Annotated in this window: 18 protein-coding genes; 9 read left to right on the top strand and 9 right to left on the bottom strand. The window is 69.1% G+C overall.

Annotated features, from left to right (window positions below):
* Positions 1–26: 26 nt before the first annotated feature.
* Together BQ7106_RS08925 and BQ7106_RS08920 are read right to left on the bottom strand one after the other, a co-directional pair.
* Positions 27–1802 (bottom strand): ABC transporter ATP-binding protein, encoded by a 1776-nt coding sequence (locus tag BQ7106_RS08925; RefSeq protein ID WP_072374453.1) that lies wholly within the window; start codon positions 1800–1802, stop codon positions 27–29.
* Complete coding sequence (locus BQ7106_RS08920) at positions 1803–3629, bottom strand: ABC transporter ATP-binding protein (protein WP_072374450.1); 1827 nt, start codon at positions 3627–3629, stop codon at positions 1803–1805.
* Positions 3630–3653: 24 nt separating this feature from the next.
* Between BQ7106_RS08920 and BQ7106_RS08915 the strand changes: the two genes are divergently transcribed.
* The gene (locus BQ7106_RS08915; RefSeq protein ID WP_240307474.1) at positions 3654–4820 is read left to right on the top strand and encodes a helix-turn-helix domain-containing protein; all 1167 of its coding nucleotides are present in this window, start codon (positions 3654–3656) and stop codon (positions 4818–4820) included.
* Here the strand turns inward: BQ7106_RS08915 and bsh are convergent.
* The 7 genes from bsh to BQ7106_RS08880 all read right to left on the bottom strand — a co-directional run bounded on the left by bsh (position 4763) and on the right by BQ7106_RS08880 (position 10095).
* A complete protein-coding gene (bsh, locus tag BQ7106_RS08910; protein WP_072374444.1) occupies positions 4763–5722 on the bottom strand; it encodes a choloylglycine hydrolase in 960 nt (319 codons plus the stop codon). The two genes, BQ7106_RS08915 and bsh, sit on opposite strands and share 58 nt — an antisense overlap.
* Positions 5723–5860: 138 nt before the next feature.
* Entirely contained in the window at positions 5861–6238 is a 378-nt protein-coding gene (locus BQ7106_RS08905; RefSeq protein ID WP_072374441.1) for a heavy-metal-associated domain-containing protein, read from the bottom strand.
* Positions 6239–6849: 611 nt separating this feature from the next.
* Positions 6850–7158: a tyrosine-type recombinase/integrase gene (locus tag BQ7106_RS08900; RefSeq protein ID WP_072374437.1), complete on the bottom strand. Its 309-nt coding sequence runs from the start codon at positions 7156–7158 to the stop codon at positions 6850–6852.
* Positions 7159–7533: 375 nt separating this feature from the next.
* Positions 7534–8724 carry a tyrosine-type recombinase/integrase gene (locus BQ7106_RS08895; protein WP_205407685.1) on the bottom strand — a complete coding sequence of 397 codons (1191 nt, stop codon included), beginning with the start codon at positions 8722–8724 and terminating at the stop codon, positions 7534–7536.
* 1 nt (position 8725) lies between these two features.
* Positions 8726–8932 carry a hypothetical protein gene (locus tag BQ7106_RS08890; protein ID WP_129583837.1) on the bottom strand — a complete coding sequence of 69 codons (207 nt, stop codon included), beginning with the start codon at positions 8930–8932 and terminating at the stop codon, positions 8726–8728.
* Entirely contained in the window at positions 8929–9315 is a 387-nt protein-coding gene (locus BQ7106_RS08885) for a helix-turn-helix domain-containing protein (RefSeq protein ID WP_072374431.1), read from the bottom strand. Before BQ7106_RS08885 ends, BQ7106_RS08890 begins: the two co-directional genes overlap by 4 nt.
* A 93-nt stretch (positions 9316–9408) precedes the next feature.
* Positions 9409–10095 carry a helix-turn-helix transcriptional regulator gene (locus BQ7106_RS08880; protein WP_072374428.1) on the bottom strand — a complete coding sequence of 229 codons (687 nt, stop codon included), beginning with the start codon at positions 10093–10095 and terminating at the stop codon, positions 9409–9411.
* Between the two features lie 273 nt (positions 10096–10368).
* Here BQ7106_RS08880 and BQ7106_RS08875 point away from each other — a divergent pair, with 273 nt between their 5' ends.
* The 8 genes from BQ7106_RS08875 (at position 10369) to BQ7106_RS08835 (ending at position 19396) form a co-directional block, all read left to right on the top strand.
* Complete coding sequence (locus BQ7106_RS08875; protein WP_072374425.1) at positions 10369–10572, top strand: helix-turn-helix domain-containing protein; 204 nt, start codon at positions 10369–10371, stop codon at positions 10570–10572.
* Positions 10550–13336, top strand: coding sequence for a phage NrS-1 polymerase family protein (locus BQ7106_RS08870; RefSeq protein ID WP_072374422.1), 2787 nt, complete (start codon positions 10550–10552; stop codon positions 13334–13336). The genes BQ7106_RS08875 and BQ7106_RS08870 overlap by 23 nt, the downstream gene beginning before the upstream one ends.
* A 265-nt stretch (positions 13337–13601) precedes the next feature.
* Positions 13602–14015 carry a hypothetical protein gene (locus BQ7106_RS08865; RefSeq protein ID WP_072374419.1) on the top strand — a complete coding sequence of 138 codons (414 nt, stop codon included), beginning with the start codon at positions 13602–13604 and terminating at the stop codon, positions 14013–14015.
* Positions 14016–14296: 281 nt separating this feature from the next.
* Positions 14297–14719 carry a hypothetical protein gene (locus BQ7106_RS08860; RefSeq protein WP_072374416.1) on the top strand — a complete coding sequence of 141 codons (423 nt, stop codon included), beginning with the start codon at positions 14297–14299 and terminating at the stop codon, positions 14717–14719.
* Complete coding sequence (locus BQ7106_RS08855; RefSeq protein WP_072374413.1) at positions 14712–15989, top strand: PBSX family phage terminase large subunit; 1278 nt, start codon at positions 14712–14714, stop codon at positions 15987–15989. Before BQ7106_RS08860 ends, BQ7106_RS08855 begins: the two co-directional genes overlap by 8 nt.
* An 82-nt stretch (positions 15990–16071) precedes the next feature.
* Entirely contained in the window at positions 16072–16941 is an 870-nt protein-coding gene (locus BQ7106_RS08845) for a GIY-YIG nuclease family protein (RefSeq protein WP_129583836.1), read from the top strand.
* 178 nt (positions 16942–17119) lie between these two features.
* Positions 17120–18565: a hypothetical protein gene (locus BQ7106_RS08840; RefSeq protein WP_240307473.1), complete on the top strand. Its 1446-nt coding sequence runs from the start codon at positions 17120–17122 to the stop codon at positions 18563–18565.
* A gap of 435 nt (positions 18566–19000) precedes the next feature.
* The gene (locus BQ7106_RS08835) at positions 19001–19396 is read left to right on the top strand and encodes a hypothetical protein (RefSeq protein WP_072374404.1); all 396 of its coding nucleotides are present in this window, start codon (positions 19001–19003) and stop codon (positions 19394–19396) included.
* Positions 19397–19712: the final 316 nt, after the last annotated feature.

The following is a 19712-nucleotide window of genomic DNA, read 5'->3' as shown; positions in this document are numbered from 1 at the left end:
GCTCCGCCTCGGCGCACGTGGCGGCGTCAGATCGTCCAGTCGGCGCTCTCGCGCTGAAGGCGCACCATGCGGGCGAAGAGGCCGTCGGCCGCCATGAGCGCGACGGGCGCTCCCTGCTCTGCCACGCGGCCGCGGTCGAGCACCACGACGTGGTCCGCGCTCTCCACGGTCCGCATGCGGTGCGCGATCACGATGACCGTCCTGCCGGCGAGAAGTCGGCTCAGCGCCGCCTGCACCTCGGTCTCGTTTTCCACGTCGAGCGATGCCGTGGCCTCGTCGAGCAGCACGATCGGAGCCCCCTTGAGCAGCGCACGTGCAATGGAGATGCGCTGGCGCTCCCCGCCGGAGAGGCGCGCACCGTTCTCGCCGATCATCGTCTGGTAGCCCTCGGGCATGCGCGAGACGAACTCGTCGCAGTTGGCGGCGCGCGCCGCGGCGAGCACCTCCTCGTCGGTGGCGCCGCGTCGACCCAGGCGGATGTTGCCCATCACGGTGTCGTCGAACAGCGTCACGTCCTGGAACACCACGGAGAAGTCACGCAGCAGCACCTCCGGGTCGACGGTCGAGACGTCCACGCCGCCCACGGCGACGCGCCCCGAGCTCGCGTCCCAGAGCCTGGCGGCAAGGCGCGCGCAGGTGGACTTTCCCGAACCCGACGGTCCCACGAGTGCCGTCACCTCGCCCTCGCGAGCGGTGAAGGACACGTCGTCCAGGACCTTCTCGCCATCCCTCTCGTAGGAGAAGGACACGTGCTCGAAGGTCACGTCGTGGCCGACGGGCTCATACGCCTCTCCGCCCTCTGCCAGCGGCTCCTCGAAGAAGCCCTTCATGCGACCGGCTGCGGTCCGTGCCGAGAAGAGCTCGGCGATGAGCATGAGCGCCTGGTCGAAGGGGGCGTAGATGCGGCTCACCACCAGAAGGAAGCAGAAGAGCGCAAGGAAGTCGCAGCTGCCGTCGATCACGAGGGCGGCGCCCGCCAGCAGCGTGGTGGCGAGGCCCAGGCGCAGCACGATCTGGGCCCCGTTCACGCAGATGCCGGTCGCGATCTCCGCGCGCGTGGCACGCCGCTCCGCGGCATCGACGCTCTCGTAGATGCGCTCGAGGTAGCGCCCCTCCTGGTTGGTCGCGCGCACCTCGCGCACGCACTCGAGTGCCTCCTGGATGCGCTCGGACGCCTCGAGCCCCGCCATGCGGGTCCTTCGCATGAGCGGCTGGAGCCTGGAGCGCACCCCAAAGAGCAGGGCCAGAGCCACCGGACCGGACCACATGGACGCCACCGCCAGGCGCCAGTCAAAGCACAGGAGGCACACGAACGCGATGACCATGGTCGCATAGGCACCGTAGAGCTCGGGGAGAACGTGGCTGTAGGCGTGCTCCGTCGTCTTGACGTCAGTCATGAGCGTCTCGGTGAGGTCCGCGAGGTCGCGCCGACCGAAGAACGAGAGGGGGAGCTTCCGCAGACGCTCCGCGAGGGCGATGCGCTGCCGACCGCTCTCCTTGTAGATGACGCCGTACTGGTAGTAGTACTGGAGTCGCTCGCACACGAAGAGGACGACGAGGTACGCAACGAGCGCCGCGAGCCAGCCCGCAACCGGCACGGAGAGGGGGTCGAAGCCGAGCGCGCCCCACGGCCCCAGCTCGACCGGTCCCCCCACGAGCCGCGCCACGAGCGCGCTCATGACGAGGTAGGCAAGCCCCACGCCCGCAAAGACCACGAGGTTGGTGACGGTGGTCCAGAACGCGCCGAGGCGCACGTTCCTTACGCCCTCGTCGGTGAGCGCGTACTTCTCCTTGATCGACATCTATGCCACTCCCCCTTCGACGCTCGAAATCCTCCAGCTCACGGCGCGCTCGTAGTCGGCCCACATGCGAGCGTAGAGGCCGCCCGCGGAGAGGAGCTCGTCGTGCGTGCCCTGCTCGGCCACGCGACCCCGGTCGAGCACCACGATCTTGTCGGCGTTTCTCACCGTGGAGAGCCGGTGGGCAACCATGAGCACCGTGCGCGGCGCGCCGTCCCGCCCACGGGCGAGGCGCCTGAAGGCGGCCTGGATCTTGACCTCGTTCTCGGGGTCGGCGAAGGCCGTTGCCTCGTCGAGCACCACGATCGGCGCGTCCTTGAGGATGGCGCGGGCCAGCATGAGCCGCTGGACCTCCCCTCCGGAGAGGTGGGTCCCGCCTGCTCCATAGACGCTGTCCACGCCGTCGGGCAGCTTCTCGACGATGTCGCCGCACTGCGCGGCCTCGAGCGCGGCCATCACCTCCTCGCGCGTCGCATCCGGCCGCGCCGCGCGCACGTTCTCGAGTATCGACTGCGAGAAGAGCCGGTTGGCCTGGAAGACGAAGGCCACGCGACCCATGAGCTCCGCGGGGTCCACGTCGCGCACGTCCACGCCGCCAACGAGGACGCGCCCCGCACTCGCGTCCCAGAAGCGCGGCACGAGGCTCGCCGCCGTGGTCTTGCCGCCGCCCGAGGGCCCCACGAGCGCCACGGTGGCACCCGCCGGAACCTCGAAGGAGACGTGGTCGAGCGCCGGCGCCTCGGCGCCCTCGTAGGAGAAGGACACGTCCTCGAAGCGGATGGAGTTGTCGCGCGGCGAGCACGGGGAGGCCGGAGCCTCAATAACGGGGGCGGCGAGCACCTCCTCCACGCGGCTCACAGCGTCCGCCGCGGACTGGAACGCCTCCGACATGAACATCACGCGCGTCATGGCCGTGGGGATGACGGCGGAGAAGATCGCGTAGAACGCGAAGTTCGCCGCGAGGCGCGCGAGGTCAGCCTCGCCGGGGACGACGAGCAGCGCAACCGGGACGAGGAAGACCGCGGCGGCGCTGATGACGGTGAGCGAGAGCGACTGCGGCGTCTGGCACCACTTCACGGCATAGTCCTGCGCGAGGCGCGTGAACTCCTCGATGGAGTCGTGGAAGGCCCTGAACGAGAAGACCGTCTGCTGGAAGACCTTGACGACGGGAATGCCGCGCACGTACTCGGTGCCGGTCTTGTTCATCTTTACGAGCGACTCCATGTAGCGCGTCATGAAGTCCATGCCGCGCCCTCCCATCATGTAGAACATGCAGGCGAGCGACACCGCCACGGGCACGAGGCACGCGACGCCCAGCCTCCAGTCAAAGACGAAGAACAGGGCGAGCATGCCCACGATCATCGCCACGGAGCCCGCCGTGTCCGGAAGCTTGTGCGCGAGCAGCCCCTCGGTCTCCGCCGCGCAGCCGTCCACCACGCGGCGCAGAGCCCCGCTCGCGTGCGTGTCGAAGTACCCCAGGCTCGCGTGCATGAGGTGGCCGACGGAGCGCTTGCGCATGTTGGAGGCGCAGCGGAAGGCGGCAAGGTGCGTACACATGAGGCCGGCGAAGTAAAGAGCTATTGATGCCACGGCGAAGCCGAGCGCCCACCATCCGTACGTGGAGATCGTCGAGGCACGGGACCAGTCCGGGGCGACGGCGATCAGGTCGCGTGCGGCAAACCAGATGCAGACGTATGGGCCAAAGGAGATCAGCATGGACACGGCAGAGAGGGCGCACCCCAGATAGGTGAGCCTCCGCCGCTCACCGGCAAAGGCGAGCAGGCGCCCGACGGCGCCGCCCTCCCGCCGCGGTGCGGGCGAATCAGACATCGCTCCTCCTCACGCAACGAGGACTTGATTGACGACCTGACGCACCGTATCATGGCGATTGCCTATTGTTCACGTTGGCTAACTAATCGGAGACGATACCGCAAGAAGGACGGACGCATCCGCAACATGGGCGGGGTGGGAGACATACCACGCGAGCTCGCCGCGCTCTTCGTGCCGCAGGCGGTCCAGCTCGAGATGCGCCTCGAGCGGTGCGGAGCGATCTGGGTGGGGAGAGCCGTGGGCGACGCCGCCGAAGGCACGATGTGGCTCTCGGCGCCGACCCCGCACTGCCTCGTGCTGCACCACGACGTCACCCCGCGCGCGGACATGGAGCTGCGCGAGGCGTCGACCGGGCCCTATGCCTGCGCGTGCGCGCTCGGCGACGACGCGCTTCGCTGCTCGCGAACGTGCGGGCTGCCGATCCGACCCCTCGGCCCCGGCGCAGGCGGGGGTGGGGAGCTCGCCACGTTCGTCGAGCGCGCGCCACGGGAGCACGTCAGCAGCCTCCTCGCGGGACGCCCCTATCGCTCGCGCTCCATCATCGTGCTCCCGGAGTTCTTCGACGAACTCGACCGTCGCTACCCCGGCGAGTTCAGCGGGGTCTTCTCGTCGTTCGGTGACGTCTCATCGCGTGACGAGCGGCTTGCCATCGCGCGGGCGCTCGCTGCCGTGCCGGAGCGCCCTCCCCGCGAGGCGGGCGGCGAGCTCGCGCTCAGGGCAACGGTCGATGCCATGGCGGCGTCGCTCGCCGCGAGCCGTGCGGGAGGGACGGCGACGGGCGAGGGGGACCTCGTGCGGCGAGCCCGCGACGCCATCGAGCTCGCCGTGGGCTCCGGCGAGGCACCGACGGGGATCGGGGAGCTCGCCGACCGCCTCTACGTGAGCCGGTCGCGCCTCTGCGCGGCGTTCAAGCGCGAGACCGGGGAGAGCGTGGGGGCCTTCGGACGGCGCCTGCGGGCGGAGCGGGCCTGTGAGCTCCTGCGCGACCGCGCGCTCGGCGTCGCCGACGTCGCCGTTCTTCTCGGCTACCCGAGCCCCTCGGCCTTCGACCACGCCTTCTCACAGGCGACGGGAATGTCCCCGAGCGCCTGGCGCAAGGTGACAATCTCGTCAGGTCATACCGTCAAGCCGGGTCAGGCCGTCAGGACGAGGGGCTCGGACCCTCCCAGGTCGCACGAGGCGAGCGGGTAGGCGCTGACGGAGAGGTCGTCATAGGCGGCGTGGTAGTAGGTGAGCGTCGCGGCGGAGAAGCAGCTCGTGTAGAGGGTGCGCTCGAAGGCGCCGTCCGGGGTGCGCGCGCAGCCGTCCGGAACGGCGACCGAGCCGAGCGTGCGGAAGAGCCGCGTGACGTTTGCGCGCTCGCCATCCTGGACGGGGTAGCGTGCGTTCACGAAGGCGGCCTTCACGAAGCGGGAGGGGCCGGAGTAGTCCCCCGGCATGCCCCGCATGCCCATGCCCGACCCGAACGGCGCGAGGCGGGCGCGCCCCCACGACGCGGGCTCGGGCTCGTTCTCGCTCAGCGTCAGGTAGGAGCGCAGGTTCGTGCGCTGCCAGCCGAAGTCCGGCTCGTTGGTGAGCACGTCGACGTCGTCCTCCCAGACGCGCAGGCCGTCCTCCAGGCACTCCACCACCACGCTGCCCGTGGCGTCACCGACGAGCCAGTGGAGGTTCGCGACGGGAAGCCGGTCGTTCACCGGACGCGCGACCACGCGGACCCCGCCGAGCGCGGCGCGCACCTCATCGAGCGAGGAGAAGTTGCGCGCGACCCAGTACGGGAACTCGTAGGCCGCCACGTTCGTGCGCCCGGGCTCGGGAGCGGTCGCGTAGCGTGCGCTCTGGGGGAAGTTGAGACCCGCCACGGCGAGCCCGGCGTCGTTCCCGCAGTCAAAGTAGAGCGGCACGCCACCCACGACGATGCCCATGCCAATGACCGCGTGCCCGCGCTCCGGCTCCCCGGGACGCGGGAAGGCGGCCGGCACCCGCGCGGCAGGAGGCGTCACCACCACGCGCTCGCCGTAGCCCTGGGTCCAGTCGAGGTTGCGGCCAAAGTACATGGAGCCGTCGGAGCCGGTGAAGCGGATGCCGGTGCACATGGGGGAGGACCCCCTTCCCACCCGGGCTCGCGACCCGGGCAATCGGAAGTAGATAGTCCTCTCGTACCCTCCCCGCCGGCAGGTAACGCGACGGCCCAGAAATCGGGGCGGATTCGCATCTTCGGAGAGGGACGGCCCCTAGGACCGCACCTCGACGACCTCGTATCCCGCGGCGCGCAGGGCTCGCTCGCACGCGGCGGCGTCAATCGGGCGGCTTCCGCGAACGACGACCGCATCGGGCAGCTTGGCCTCGGCGGCAACGCCGTCGAGCGTGCCGAGGGCATCCTCGACGCGGCGCACGCAGCCCTCGCAGTGCATGCCGGCCACCCGCAGCTCGAGTGAGTGCGGATAGCGGGACGCGTCGGCCGACCGGCGGCGCACCCGGCGCGGCGCGGCGCAGCTCGACCCGCCTCCCTCGCACCCGCAGCCCCCGCCGCGCCGGATGCGCAGCGCCTGTCGAGCAAGAACGAGCACCGCGAGCACAAGAACGGCGCCCGCAATCAGGTAGTCGACCATAACCGCCTCCAAAGTCCCGTGGGCGACGACCCGGCGCACCCCCCCCCGCGCGGATTGCCACCGTCAAGTTAGCTCAGTTTAACAATATACGACCGTTGGGGGTGCGGCGCGCCCGACGTTCACCCGAGTCCCGCGCACGGCTTGCGACACCATTTCGTGCGTGGGGCTCGGGCCAGAGGGCCAGCACGACAAGATTCTCAGGGTCACCGCCCACGAGGGGCGTCAACGGTAACGATCGAGGTGTCGATCGTCGGGCTGAGGCTGGACCTCGCCGCCGGGTTCGCGCGACCGGAGCGCTACGCCAACATGGCGAGGGCCGGTACTTCTCGCCCGCCCTCGTCAGGCAGCCCAGGAGCGGGGCGCCCGCGCGAAAAGAGGAAAGGGGCCATGGCTTTCCATGACCCCTTTCCGTCTAGCTATAAGGTGTCGCGGAGGCTGTCGCTCCCCGACTCGTCGAGGAACAGGCTCAGCTCGCTCATTGATGCCCCTATAAAAAACGAAAGCCGGGGAAAACGTCCCCGGCACTTGGAAACCCTCCCTATTGGGGAAAGCCATCTACTTTATACCACGGGCGGGCACCGGCGTCGAGGGTCGGCGCCCGCCCTCCATGGTCAGAACACCCTGCTCACGGCGGCCACCGCCTCCTTCTTGGCGTCCATGTTCACGTGGGTGTAGATGTCCATGGTGGTCTGGGGGCTGTAGTGGCCGGCGAGCTCCCACATGACCTTGGGGCGCACGCCGTTCAGGGCGAGCGGCGTGAGATGGGAGTGCCCGAGCTCGTGGAAGCTCCAGCCGTCGAGCCCAAAGCGTGCGCGGATCATGTCATCGAGTATTTCTCTGAGCTCCTCTGCGGCGAAGCTTTCCGGCGAGTACTCGACGAGGCCCGCGCGGAAGTGCGCGCAGTCTTCCAGTTCCTTCATTGCCTGGATGTCGCAGCTCGTTTGTCCCCCCCCAGCCTTGGCGCTTTTCGCTTCCTGAGCTGGTACGAATTCCGGCACGAATAATCCCGAACGGAGCGTTTTGGAGTGAGAGAAAGGGTTCCCTCGAACTTCGAAGAAACCCTTTCTGACCTGCGATTATGTTGCTTTCTGGTTCAGACCGTTGCGAACCGCTTTGAGGGGAAAATCACTCCCACTCGATACTAGCAGTTGGTTGAGCTTGAATTTCGCAGCTCCGTTTGGGCAGGTCAGGGCTTTGTTGATTCGGTTGTCAGATTTCTTGCGGGCTTGCATGGAAGAATCTTGGAAGAATCGGGACGCTGGTTCTCAGGATGGAGAGACGCGTCCCTCCCCGACTCAGAACACCTTCGACACCGCGGCCACCGCCTCCTTCTTTGCGTCGAGGTTAACGTGCGTATAGATGTCCATCGTGATCTGGGAGCTGTAATGGCCCGCGAGCTCCTGCATGACCTTCGGGTGCACGCCGTTGAGCGCGAGCAGGGTGAGGTAGGAGTGCCTCAGCTCGTGGAAGCTCCAGCCGTCGAGCCCGAAGCGCTCGCGGTCGATCGACCACCAGCGGCTGAGGGAGCCAGGCGTCACGCGTTCGCCGTAGTGCGTGGCGATGACGGGGGTCTCCTCGGTCTGCTCCAGGTAGCCCTCCTCCGGCTTGCGCCACTGGTTCGTCTTCGCGAACTGCTCTGCCTGGGCGGCCTTCTGTCTGAGCAGCGCCTCGCGCGTCACCTCGGGCAGGGGTAGCAGGCGCATGCCGGCCTTGGTCTTGGTCTCCTTGAGGTTGCCGAGCCCGTCGAAGCTGTGGCTCACGTCGACGATCCCGTTCTCGAAGTCGATGTCCTTCCATGACAGGCCGCAGACCTCACCGCGCCTGAGCCCCATCGTGATGGCGACGAGATAGGCGCACTCGCGCGGCACCTCGGGGTCGAGCCCCTCGATGAGCTCCTGGATCTGCTCGGGCTTCATGGCACGCTTCTCGCGCGTGTCCATCTTGGGCGGGTTGGCTGCGTCGCACGGGTTCTTCACGAGGATCCCTTCCTTGATGGCGTGTTCGAACACGAGCGTTATGTTGTCGTGAATCTGGTTGACGTAGGATCCGCTCGAAGGTCTTCCGGAAAGCGTGTCGCCCTTAAGCATCGCGATGTACATGTCGTCGAGCATGGTGGGCGTGACGGCGGCTAGGTTGACCTTCCCGATGTGGCGGATGGCGGCCCTGAACTGCCACTCCTGCCGCACCTGCGTGGTGGGGGCGACCTCCTTCTTGGCGGCGCGGATCTCGAGGTAGCGCATGCAGTACTCCTCGAAGGTGTAGGACGTGCGGCCCTGCACCTCGTCGTGCTCGATCTCCTTGATGAACTCGCGCAGGTCGGCCTTTGCCTTGGTGAAGGTCCCCTCGACCACGCGCGTCTTCTGCTGGTACTTCCCCGTGCGCGGGTTGAGCCCGATGGGCACGCGGAGCTGCCACTTGCGGCACTTGGACTTTGGCTTGTCCTTCTCCATCTGGATGATGGAGCCCTCGCCGGTCACCTTGGCCATGCTACTCACCGTCCCCGACTACGACGTAGGGCGGGCGGTAGTGCCACTCGAGGTCGCGGGCGAGCTCGCGCTGCCAGGGCTCGTCGAGGCGCAGGGCCTCGCCGGGCGCGGCGACGAGGGCGACGGCGGGGATTTCCGCGCCGGAGCCGTCCGTGAGGGAGAAGGACACGACGCTGAGGTTCTTCTCGTCCTTGGTCATGGCGCTCACCGCCTTCCCTGGGAGCGGGCGGCGCGCTCGCCGAGCTCCACGTAGGAGAGGTAGCTGTCCACGAGGGCGCGGCCCTCGGGGCTGAGGGCGTCGTAGCGGGGCTGGATTCCCTCGGGCTCGGGCGCGTCGATGTTCTCGCGGCCGATGACGAGGTCGATGGAGCAGCCAAGCTTGTCCGCGATCTGCCACGCCGCCGGCAGCGGGATGCCGCAGTCGGCGCCGTCGCCGGCGCGCTCGTAGCGAGCGTAGGTGGAGCCGGGGATGCCGAGCGCCTCGGCGAACTCCTTCGCGGAGCGGTAGCCCGCCTCGCGGCGCAGGCGCTGGAGTGTTCTTTTGCCGCTGATGGCCTTGTAGGGGGTTTGGGAGGTTGCGGTTAGTGACATATACTTGTCACCGTCCCTTCTGGATTTGCCTCTGGACCGGACGCCGGGCCCGTGGGAGTGCCAGCTCCCGCGGGCCCACCTGCTTTTGAGCCTCTACTCCTCCGCATCACCGCCCCTCGCGCTCGCCCCGGAGTCGTACTCGACCACGACGCCGTGGTCGGCGGAGCCCCACAGCACGCGCATGCCGTCGAGCTCGAACTCGCCGTGGGTGCGGTCGTATGCCGCCATGATCTTCTCGATGGTCCTGTTGTCGACGACCTCCTGCGCCTTGAGGGGGTGCTCGCCGCGCTTCTTCGCCGCCTGCTCCCGGAGGAAGGACTCGAAGGCGGCGCGCGCCGCCTCGGCGCTGTCGAACGCGACGAGCTCGCCGAAGGCGGCGCCCTCGCCCATCTCCGCGAGCATCTGGCGCTCGTACTGGTAGCAGAGCGCCTCGTAGGGGCGCTCCTCCTCGCGGCGCTTGCGCTCGCGGATCTTGGCGTCCTTCATGAGCACGAACTCGCGGAGCTCGTCGGCGAGCGCCCTCGCCTCTGGCGTGAGCCCGTCGTACTCGAGCTGCACCTCCCCGCGCATGCACGCGGGGTCGGGGGCCTCGCGGTCGACGATGGCGTCGATGGTGGTGCCGAAGATGTCCGCGAGCTGCCGGGCCGCGCCCATGGGGATCTTGTCGGGGTTGGACTCGTAGCGCGCGTAGGTGGAGACGGACATCTTGTGCGCCAGCGCGAAATCGTTGGAGTTCTTGTAGCCCGCCGCCTTACGCAGCTCCAGGAGGTTGCTCGCCATGCCCTCCGCCTTTCTCGGATGTGTTCGTCCTGTGGAGGGAGGCCCTTGTCGCCCTCCGAATCCTTGTTACGCTTCGCAACAGATTATATCACTTGTTGACAAGCCATTCAATCTCATAGGCTTATTCTACCTCATATCTTGCAAAGAATCTCATTTGCTGACAAATCCTGTGATATTCTACCGCTGCACGGCGACGAAACGTGCCACTTCGTGACAGAAGGGGCGGAGCCGAGCGTGCGGTCCAGAGGCAAATCGGATGAGAGGGAGCGAGAGATGAGTTTCGAGGAGCTGCCGTACTTCATGACCCCCAAGCAGCTCGCCGACGTGACGGGCGAGCACGAGGGATCCATCACCCGCGGCATACGCGAGGGGCGGATACCCGCCGACAAGGTGAACGGTCGCTGGCGGATCTGCCGCGACGTGATCTTCAAGAACGCGAAGAAGGGGGCCTCGGATGACGGAGAGGGCCGCGAGTAGCCCACGCGGGGCGGGCTCCCTCGCCGACGCGCTGGCACGCGTCCCTGTGGAGCTCAAGGCCGAGGCACGCTGGGTGTGCTGGCGGCGCGAGGAGCGGAACGGCAGGGCGACGAAGCTGCCCGTGGACGCCCGTACCGGGCGCATGGCCAAGAGCACCGACCCTGCGACCTGGGCGACCTTCGAGGATGCGGTGGCGGCCGTGGGCCGCTGGCGCTGCGACGGCGTGGGGTTCGTGTTCGGGCCCGACCGCGCCTTCACGGGGCTCGACCTCGACCACGTGATCGAGGGCGGCGCCCTCGACCCCGTGTACCGCTGGGTGGTGGACGAGGCGGGCACCTACACGGAGGTCTCGCCCTCGGGCGACGGGCTGCACCTGATCTTCCGGGGCGCGAAGCCCGACTGGGCCCAGCGCTCGAGGAAGGGGCAGCCCGGCGGGCGCGTGGTGGAGATGTACGACCACGACCGCTACTTCACCGTGACGGGGGACGTCTTCGAGGGTCGCGCCTCCCTCGCCTCGAACCCCGACGTGGTGGAGAGGGCGTACCGCACCTGGATCGAGCCGGAGCGGGCCGCCGCGCAGCCGACGCTGTCGGCGGCAGCGACGCGCGGCCCCGACGCTTCCATGGACGACGAGGCCCTGCTGGGGCGCATGTACGCCTCCCGCAGCGGCGACGCGATCCGCGCCCTCATGGCCGGCGACTGCTCGGCGCAGGGAGGCGACCGATCGGCGGCAGACATGGCTCTGTGCTCGCACCTCGCCTTCTGGTGCGCCGGCGACGCCGCCCGCATGGACCGGATCTTCCGCGCAAGCGGCCTCATGCGCGACAAGTGGGACAGCCGCCGGGGCGGCACCACGTACGGCGCGCAGACGATAGAGCGGGCGATAGAGGGCTGCACGGAGTTCTACCGGCCGAGGGAGGGGCGGGCCGACCGTCCCTCTCGCCCCGTGCGTCCTTCTCGCGCCAGTGACAAGAACATGTGTTCGACCGCTGCGCCCGACACGGACGGAGGGGGCTCCCCCGACGAGGAGGCGCCGGACTTCGAGACGGCGCCCTCGGTGGAGGGGTGGTTCGTGGACGCGCGCGGGCGCCTCTGGGTCCGCGGGCGCGACGGGGAGCTGGCGCGCTCGGTCACCTCGACGGCGCCCTGGGTGGCGGCCGACCTCGTGGACGTGGACACCGGCGACGTGCGCGCCCTCGTGCGCGTGACGGTCCCCGGCGGAACCCGCGAGCGGGCTCTCGACCGCGAGGTGCTGCTCAACCAGAGCAAGGTGATCGGCGCGCTCGCGCCGCTGGGCGCCAACGTCTCCTCGGCCAACGCCAAGGACGTCGTGCGCTACCTGACCGACGTGGAGCGCCGCTTCGGCTGGGCGAGGCCCCGCGCGAGGAGCGTCGTGCACCTGGGGTGGGCGGACGGCCCTCTCTCCGCCTTCATGCCCTACGACCTGGGCGGGGGCGGCGTGCGCTTCGACCCCAGCCCGGACGAGGCGGTGAAGGCGCGCCCCTTCATGGAGCCCGCGGGCACGCTCGCGGCGTGGGTGGAGGGCGTGGCGCCGGCGCGCGCCGCCTCCATGGCGTTCCGCTGCGTCCTGGCGGCGAGCTTCGCCTCCCCGCTGGTGTCCCTTCTCGGTGTCCAGACCTTCATCGTCTACCTCTGGGGGCGCTCGCGCTCCGGCAAGACGCCGACCCTCAAGGCCGCGGGCAGCGTGTGGGGCGACCCCACCGAGGGCGCGGACAGCTACTTCCGCACCTTCGCGGACACGCCCAAGAGCATCGTGCGCGCGGCGGCGCTCCTGCACGACATACCCGTGATCATCGACGAGCTGCAGAGCAAGGGCGCCGTGGGCGGCCAGGCGGGCAAGCGGCAGGTCGTGGAGGACCTGCTCTACTCGCTCTCGCTCGGGCACGAGCGCGGCGCGCTGAACAGCGACCGGACGATGATGCGGGCGGGCTCGTGGCGCTGCCTCACGATCGCCACCGGCGAGATCCCCATCGTGGGCTCCTCCACGCAGCAGGGCGCGGCGAACCGCACCCTCGAGCTCTGCGCCGAGCCCTTCGAGGACGTGCGCGCCGCCCAGGCCATGCACCACCTCGTCTCCGCGCAGCACGGAACCGCGGGGCGGGCATACGTGGCGGCCCTCCGGCGAAACGACGCGGCCTTCTACGCGGGGCAGTTCTCCTCCGTGCGCGACGCCGTGTGCGCCGCCGCCGGCGGGCACCCGCAGGCCGACAACGTGGCGCTGCTCGCGCTCGCGGACGCCCTCGCGCAGTTCTACGTGTTCGCGCCGGGCAGCGACTGGGCGGCGTGCCTGGAGGGCGCGATGCTGATGGCGCGCTGGGCGCTCGTGAACGCCACGGGCGCGGACGGCGGCGACACCGACGTGAAGGCCATACAGTTCGTGGCCGAGTGGCTGGTGCGCAACCGCCTGCACTTCGAGAGCTCGGCGGAGATGGACCGGCTCGAGCGCTGGGGCTCCGTGGAGCAGTACCGGGACCGCCCCGGCTTCTGCTGGTGGGTCTTCTCGTCCGTGCTCGACCAGGCGCTCGCGGGCGCCAACTTCGACCGGCAGAAGACGCTCAGGCGCATGGCCGACGAGGGCGTGCTGCTGCCGGGCTCCGGGCGCGGGTTCACGCGGCAGAAGCGCTTCGGCGACTCGCGGGTGTACTGCGTGTGCGTGGACAACGCGGCGCTGGAGGCCATGCTCGAGCGCTCGGCGGGGGCGCCGCCTGCGGTGGCGCCGTCTCAAGGGGGCGGGCCATGCTGAGACACGGGTCGAGACGCCCCTGGCGGCTGGTGAGGGTGCGCGTCCCCTCCTCCCGTCTCGACGTCTTGACGGGGACGAGACATGGGGGGACGTCGCGCGCGGGCGGGCGCGGGCGCGCGCACGCGCGGGCGGGGGCCTTGGGCGCGGTTTCGGTCGAGACGTTGAGACGGGCGGCGTCCTCGCTGGTAGGCGGGCTGTTCGCCGTCTTGACCGGGGACGAGACGCACCCGGGTAGCGGCATGAGACGCGGAGGGAGGTGCGCGCGGTGAGCTGGTGGACCGAGGAGCAGGACGACGTCCTGCGCGAGGTGAGCTTCCGGGGCGCGGCCTACGCGGCCGCCGAGATCGAGCGGCGCTGCGGCGTCGCCCACTCCGCGCGCGCCGTGGAGATGCGCGCGTCGCGGATCCACTGCTCGCTCGCCGTGCAGACGGTGTGCCCCGAGTGCGGGGCCGTGGGCGTGAAGATCAACCGGCAGACCGGGATGTGCCCGCTGTGCACCGAGCGCTACCACCTGGAGCAGGAGCGCGCCTTCAACGAGCAGCTCGAGCGCGAGCGGGCGCGCGCGGAGGAGTCCGCCGAGCTCGAGAAGGTGCGGCGCGAGCGGGACATGATGCGGCAGCGGAACAGCCGCCTGTGCAGGAAGTACGGGCTCAAGGGGCGGCGGGAGAGGAAGGGCTGAAATGGTGGCGGCGCCCGGGTGTTACCCGGTTGGCATCAGCCTTGTATAACCATGATGGGACGACGCGCCGCCGCCTAGCCAAGTCGCCACCAAAGAAAGAACGTTCGACAGTAAGACACTACCCATGAGGCCTCCCTCCAGAAAAAGGTCTAAGAGGCAGGCGCCGAACTCCATCATGGCGCATACAAGCAAAAGGCACCTATCGATTCTATAACACTTCTTGTGACGCACCCGGACAATCCACCGTGAGAGGTTCTATCGACTTTCACGGGGGTGATTGCATGGCGAGGCGTCCGAAGCTGACGCAGGAGATGGTGGACGAGGCCATTGCGCTCAAGGCGGACGGCCTCTCCAACGGCGACATCATCTGCGCGCTGGGCATCCACGAGAGCACTTTCTATAGGTGGATCGGCGACCCCAAGAACAGGCTGCAGCGCGCGTTAAGCGAGGGGCTAAAAAAGGAGGAGAGTGCGTTCAAGCGGACGCTGCTCACCACGATCCGCTCGGCGGCGCTGGCGAGAAACCAGTACTGGACGGCGGCGGCATGGCTCCTCGAGCGCAAGTACCCCGACGAGTTCGGCAAGGCGGAGCGCAAGACCGACGAGGGCCGCGAGGGCGCGGCGCCCAGGATCGTGCTCGGCGTCGTTGCCCAGCCGGTGCAGGAGAGGCTGCCCGGCCTCGACGGGGGCGGCGCCGATGGTTGACGCCTCCTCGCTCGTGATCCCGGCCTTCCACGACGTTCTCGGCGACGTGATGGCGCACGGCCACACGCACTACTGGCTGCACGGGGGCAGAGGCTCCACGAAGAGCTCGTTCATCAGCGTGTGCGTCGTCCTTCTCCTCCTGGCGCGGCCGGAGGCGAACGCGGTGGTGGTGCGGCGGTTCAGCAACACGCTGCGCGACTCGGTGTTCCAGCAGGTGACGTGGGCGATCGCGGAGCTGGGGCTCGAGCGGTGGTTCCGCGCCCGCATCTCGCCGATGGAGATCACGTACCTGCCCACGGGGCAGCGCATCGTGTTCCGTGGCGCCGACGACCCCTTGAAGCTCAAGGGCGTGAAGTTCACGCGCGGGTACTGCGCCGTCACGTGGTTCGAGGAGCTCGACCAGTTCGACGGGATCGACGCGGTTCGCTCGATCCTGAACTCGCTCAGGCGCGGCGGCGAGGACTTCTGGATCTTCTACAGCTACAACCCGCCGAGGACGCTGTGGTCCTGGGTGAACCGCGAGAAGCTGGAGCGCGAGCGGCGCTCGGACACGCTCGTGCGGCAGTCGAGCTACCTCGACGTCGTCGAGAGCCACCCGGAGTGGCTGGGCGGCCCCTTCGTGGAGGAGGCCGAGTACCTGCGCGAGGTCGACGAGCAGGCGTGGAGAAGCGAGTACCTGGGCGAGGTTACGGGGACCGGCGGCAGCGTGTTCAACAACGTGGTCTCGGTGCGCCTGTCCGACGCGGCGTGCCGGGGCTTCTCGCGCACGCGAAACGGCGTGGACTGGGGCTGGTTCCCCGACCCCTGGCGGTTCGTGCGCTGCGGCTGGGAGCCCGGGGAGCGGAGGCTCACCATCTTCGGCGAGCTGTCGGCGAACAGGAAGACACCCTCCGAGACGGCGGCGCTCGTCGTGGGGGCGCTCACCTACGCGGACGAGCCCGGCGAGGACGCCTACCTCCACGACGAGCTGATCTGGTGCGACGACACGCCGGACGGCAAGCAGTCGATGGCGGTGTGGCGCCGGGAGGCGGGGCTGCGCGTGCGGCCGGCGCGGAAGAGCAACATGCGGCGGCTCTCCTACGAGTGGCTGGCGGGGCTGCGCGAGATCTGCATCGACCCGGAGCGGGCGCCGCTCGCCTACGAGGAGTTCCGGCTCAAGGAGTACGAGCGCGACCGCGACGGCACGTGGCTCGACGACATCCCGGACGGCAACGACCACAGCATCGACGCGGTGCGCTACGCGATGATGGACGACGTGCTGAGGGGCTAGCGACGCGGACGTTCTTCTCGCCTAGGTTCTTCTCGCCTAGAATTGAAAAAAGAAACAGTGCGGCTACGTGAACAGGTGCGCCATGGGTATCCCCCTGAACAGCATCCTCAACCTCACCGAGGAGCAGATTGACAACAGCAAGATCGAGCTGAACATGAAGGACGGGAGGACCAGGGAGCCGTTTATCGACCGTTGGCTCGACCGTCCGGAGAGCGAGCGGGCGGCAGGCCTGGCCAAGAGGTGCTCGTACTGGACCTGGTACAGGGCCGACCGAAGGAACTTCAAAGAGGGCAACTGGGTGTTCAGCTTCATGCGCCTCTACCGCAGCGACGAGTGGCTGTTCGTGTCCGCCGCCGAGATCCTAGAGACGCCGGAGTACGGCGCCGAGAACGGGTACGCAACGGTGAGGATACTCGAGGACTACGCGCCGCTGTTCGGGCGGCTCGTCATCAACCTCCACAAGGGCAACAAGTTCTCGCTCTATGTCTTCAGGCTCGACAAGTTCCTCGGCGAGGCGACGGTCAAGGAGGTCCTGCCGGCGATGTACAGCGGTGAGACGTTCCAGGGGTACGACCGGGTGCGCCTGTCGTTCGGCAAGCTGGACAGGATATTCAGGCGCGAGATCATGCCCTCGTACCACGACGCGCTGGAGAGCGTGACCGGTGTCTACTGCCTCACGGACACGAACACCGGCAGGCTCTACGTCGGCTCCGCGACCGGAGAGGGCGGCGTGGCCCAGCGCTGGGGGAACTACCTCGACACCAAGCACGGGGGCAACGAGAAGCTGCGCAGGCTCTACGAGGAGAGAGGCGAGGCGTACTTCAGGAGGTACTTCGTGTTCACGCTCCTGGAGTACTTCGGCATGAGCTACGACCCCCAGAAGGTGCTGGAGCGGGAGTCGTGGTGGAAGGACTGCCTCGACACGCGGAGGCACGGATACAACGACAACTAGCGGGACGTTCTTCTCGCCAGGCGCTCTTTGCCCTCGGCCTTTGTGACGGGCGGGTTCAATGGGCGTGTTCGGACGAGGCGGGAGGTGCGCTGTGCAGGGGCTGGATGACGAGTACTGGGTGCCGGAGCATGTGAGGGAGTGGCTGCGGGGGCTGGGGTTCTCGTTGCCGTTGGAGGACATGGAGCCTCACATCCGGGCGTGGGATCGGTGGATGCGGGCGCTCGGGGACTTCTACGACTACCGCGACACGGACGGCGTGGGGCGGGTGTACGAGGTGCATCGGCGTTCGATCCACCCGGCGATGCGGGTGTGCCGGGAGTGGGGGTCGCTGCTGCTGAACGACCGGACGCAGGTGGCGTGCGGCGACCAGGCGTGCACGGACTGGCTCGCGGCGTGGATGGCGCGGACCGGCTTTCTCGCCTCGGCGCAGGAATGCGTGGTGCGGGCGTTCGGCCTGGGGACGGGCGCGTGGGCGCTCTGGGTGGACGCCGGCGCGGGCGAGGTGCGCGTGAGGAGATACGACGCGCGGATGGTGGTGCCGCTCACGTGGGACGAGGAGGGCGTCACCGAGTGCGCGTTCGTGACGCGGGCGTTCTGGAGGGGACGTGCCATCGACCAGGTGCAGCTGCACCTGAAGGGTGCTGCCGACGCGTTCTTCTCGCCAAGCGAATCATCCGGAGGGGCTTCGGCGGCGGGTCCTTCTCGCCTGACTGACGATGAAAGCGAGGGCACGTACCGGATCGTGACGGCGTGCTTCGACCGGGACGGGAACCGCGTCGAGCCGGAGGGCGTGTGCCCGGTGTACGACACGGGCTCGGTGTGGCCCACGTTCGCCATCGTGAAGCCTGCCGTCGACAACACGCGGGTGGACATGTCGCCCTACGGGCAGAGCGTGTTCGCGGACGCGGTGGACGCGATCCAGGCGGTCGACCTGTGCTACGACGCCATGATGTCGGAGATCGACAACGGCAAGATGCGGGTGTTCCTGTCGGACGTGATGTTCGACGTCGAGCGCGACGGCAAGGGCGGGCGCGTGTCGATCCCGTTCGGCAAGGGCGACTGCACGGTGTTCCGCAAGGTGATGTCGACCGAGGACACCATTCAGGAGTTCGCGCCAGCGCTGCGCACCGAGGCGCAGGCGCGGGCGTTCAGGGTCGCCCTGCAGACGCTCGGCGACCTGTGCGGCTTCGGCATCAACTACTTCGACCTCGAGAACGTGGGGTACGTGAAGACGGCCACGGAGGTGTCGGCCGACAACTCGGCGCTGATGCGCAACATCAGGAGACACGAGCATGCGCTGGAGGGCGCGATCGCAGGGATCTGCCGGGCGCTGCTCGCGGTGGAGCGGCGGCTCGGCGTGGGGCTGCCCGACGAGGGCGGGATCAGGGTGACGTTCGACGACAGCATCATCACGGACACGACGGCCGAGAAGCGCCAGGACATGGACGAGGTGGCGGCGGGGCTCCTCGAGCCGTGGGAGTACCGGGCAAAGTGGCGTGGCGAGGACGAGGCGACCGCGAGGACAGCCGCCCGGTCGGGCACCGGCGACGCCGGCCGCGGGCGAGCCGGATTCGCCAGCGCCGGGGCCGCCGCCGCTGCGTCGCGCGCCGCCGGGCGGGCGTGACGACGGCGTGCGCGCCCGCATCGGCCGCTGCAGGCCGCGCGAGAGCGGAGGGAAGCGGCTGAGTCCCCTGGCGAGGGCAGACCGCGCAGCGGGCTGGCCCGAGCCGGCGGCGAAGGCGCGACCGGAGCGGGGCGCGGCCGTGAGGCTGACCCCCGCGCGCACGACGGCGGCACGGACGCCCCGTGCGCGCGACGCAGCGGCGGCGGTCACGGCGCGCTCGACCCTAGGCGGGCAGCGGCCGGTGGCGGCGGTGCCGGGTGGGCGGCGAGACATTGCCCTTCTCGTTCTTCTCGACGTGCTTCTCGCCTCGCCCTTATCGACAATTCCTTATCGTCTGTCGAAAACGATGCGCAGGTCAGACGTACTGTTGCGAAGTGTCGTCCCTCTCGTCGTCCCTTGTGGGACAATCGTCTCGGGCGAGGAAGGGAGGGTGCCGTGGAGGGACGCGACGTCGCGCGGTTCGCGCGCGAGCTCAGGGAGAGGATCGAGGAGCAGGGCGCTGCCGCGCTCGATAGGTTCGACTGGGCGGGGCGCTTCTGGGGGCTCGGCTTCAGGATGGACTGCGGGCACTCGTACGAGGAGCGCTACGGCCTCGCCCTGCACGACGTGCGCGGCCTCGGGCGCGAGCTCGCCCGCATCGACGACGTGCAGACGCTCGGGGACGCGTGCTTCTCGCAGTGCCGCTACATCACCCACTGGGCGATGGGACCCTGCGACGATCTGGTCGAGTGGCTCGGGGTCGCGCTCGCGAGGCTCGAGGAGCTCGCCGGCGGCGTCGAGCTCGCCTGGGACGACGAGGCGGGCGCCTGGCGGAGGGCCGGCGACCGCTGAGGGCGCGGCCGCGACCGGGACCGGCGGAGCCGGACCGCGCGCAGCGCGGTTGCCGGAGGCGGCCTCGGCAACGGCCACGTCGCGCTCGGGCACGGGCCTCGCGCCGGGACGCCCGCCGCCGGGCTGGGGTGACGACACTGCCGGCAGCGGGCGAGCGAGACGGCGCAGCAGCCCGACTGCCTTAGCGGAGTGCGCGCCGCCGCGAGGGACCGACCCGCCCCTCGCGAAGGTTGACCGACGTCAGGCCGCACCGGACGCGGAGGCTGTGTATGCGCGCGGTGCGAGCGACAGACGGCGGAGCCCGAAGCATGCGCCC

Source organism: Thermophilibacter mediterraneus, assembly GCF_900119385.1.
GTDB lineage: Bacteria > Actinomycetota > Coriobacteriia > Coriobacteriales > Atopobiaceae > Thermophilibacter > Thermophilibacter mediterraneus.
This window is presented reverse-complemented; position numbering and strand designations above follow the sequence as displayed.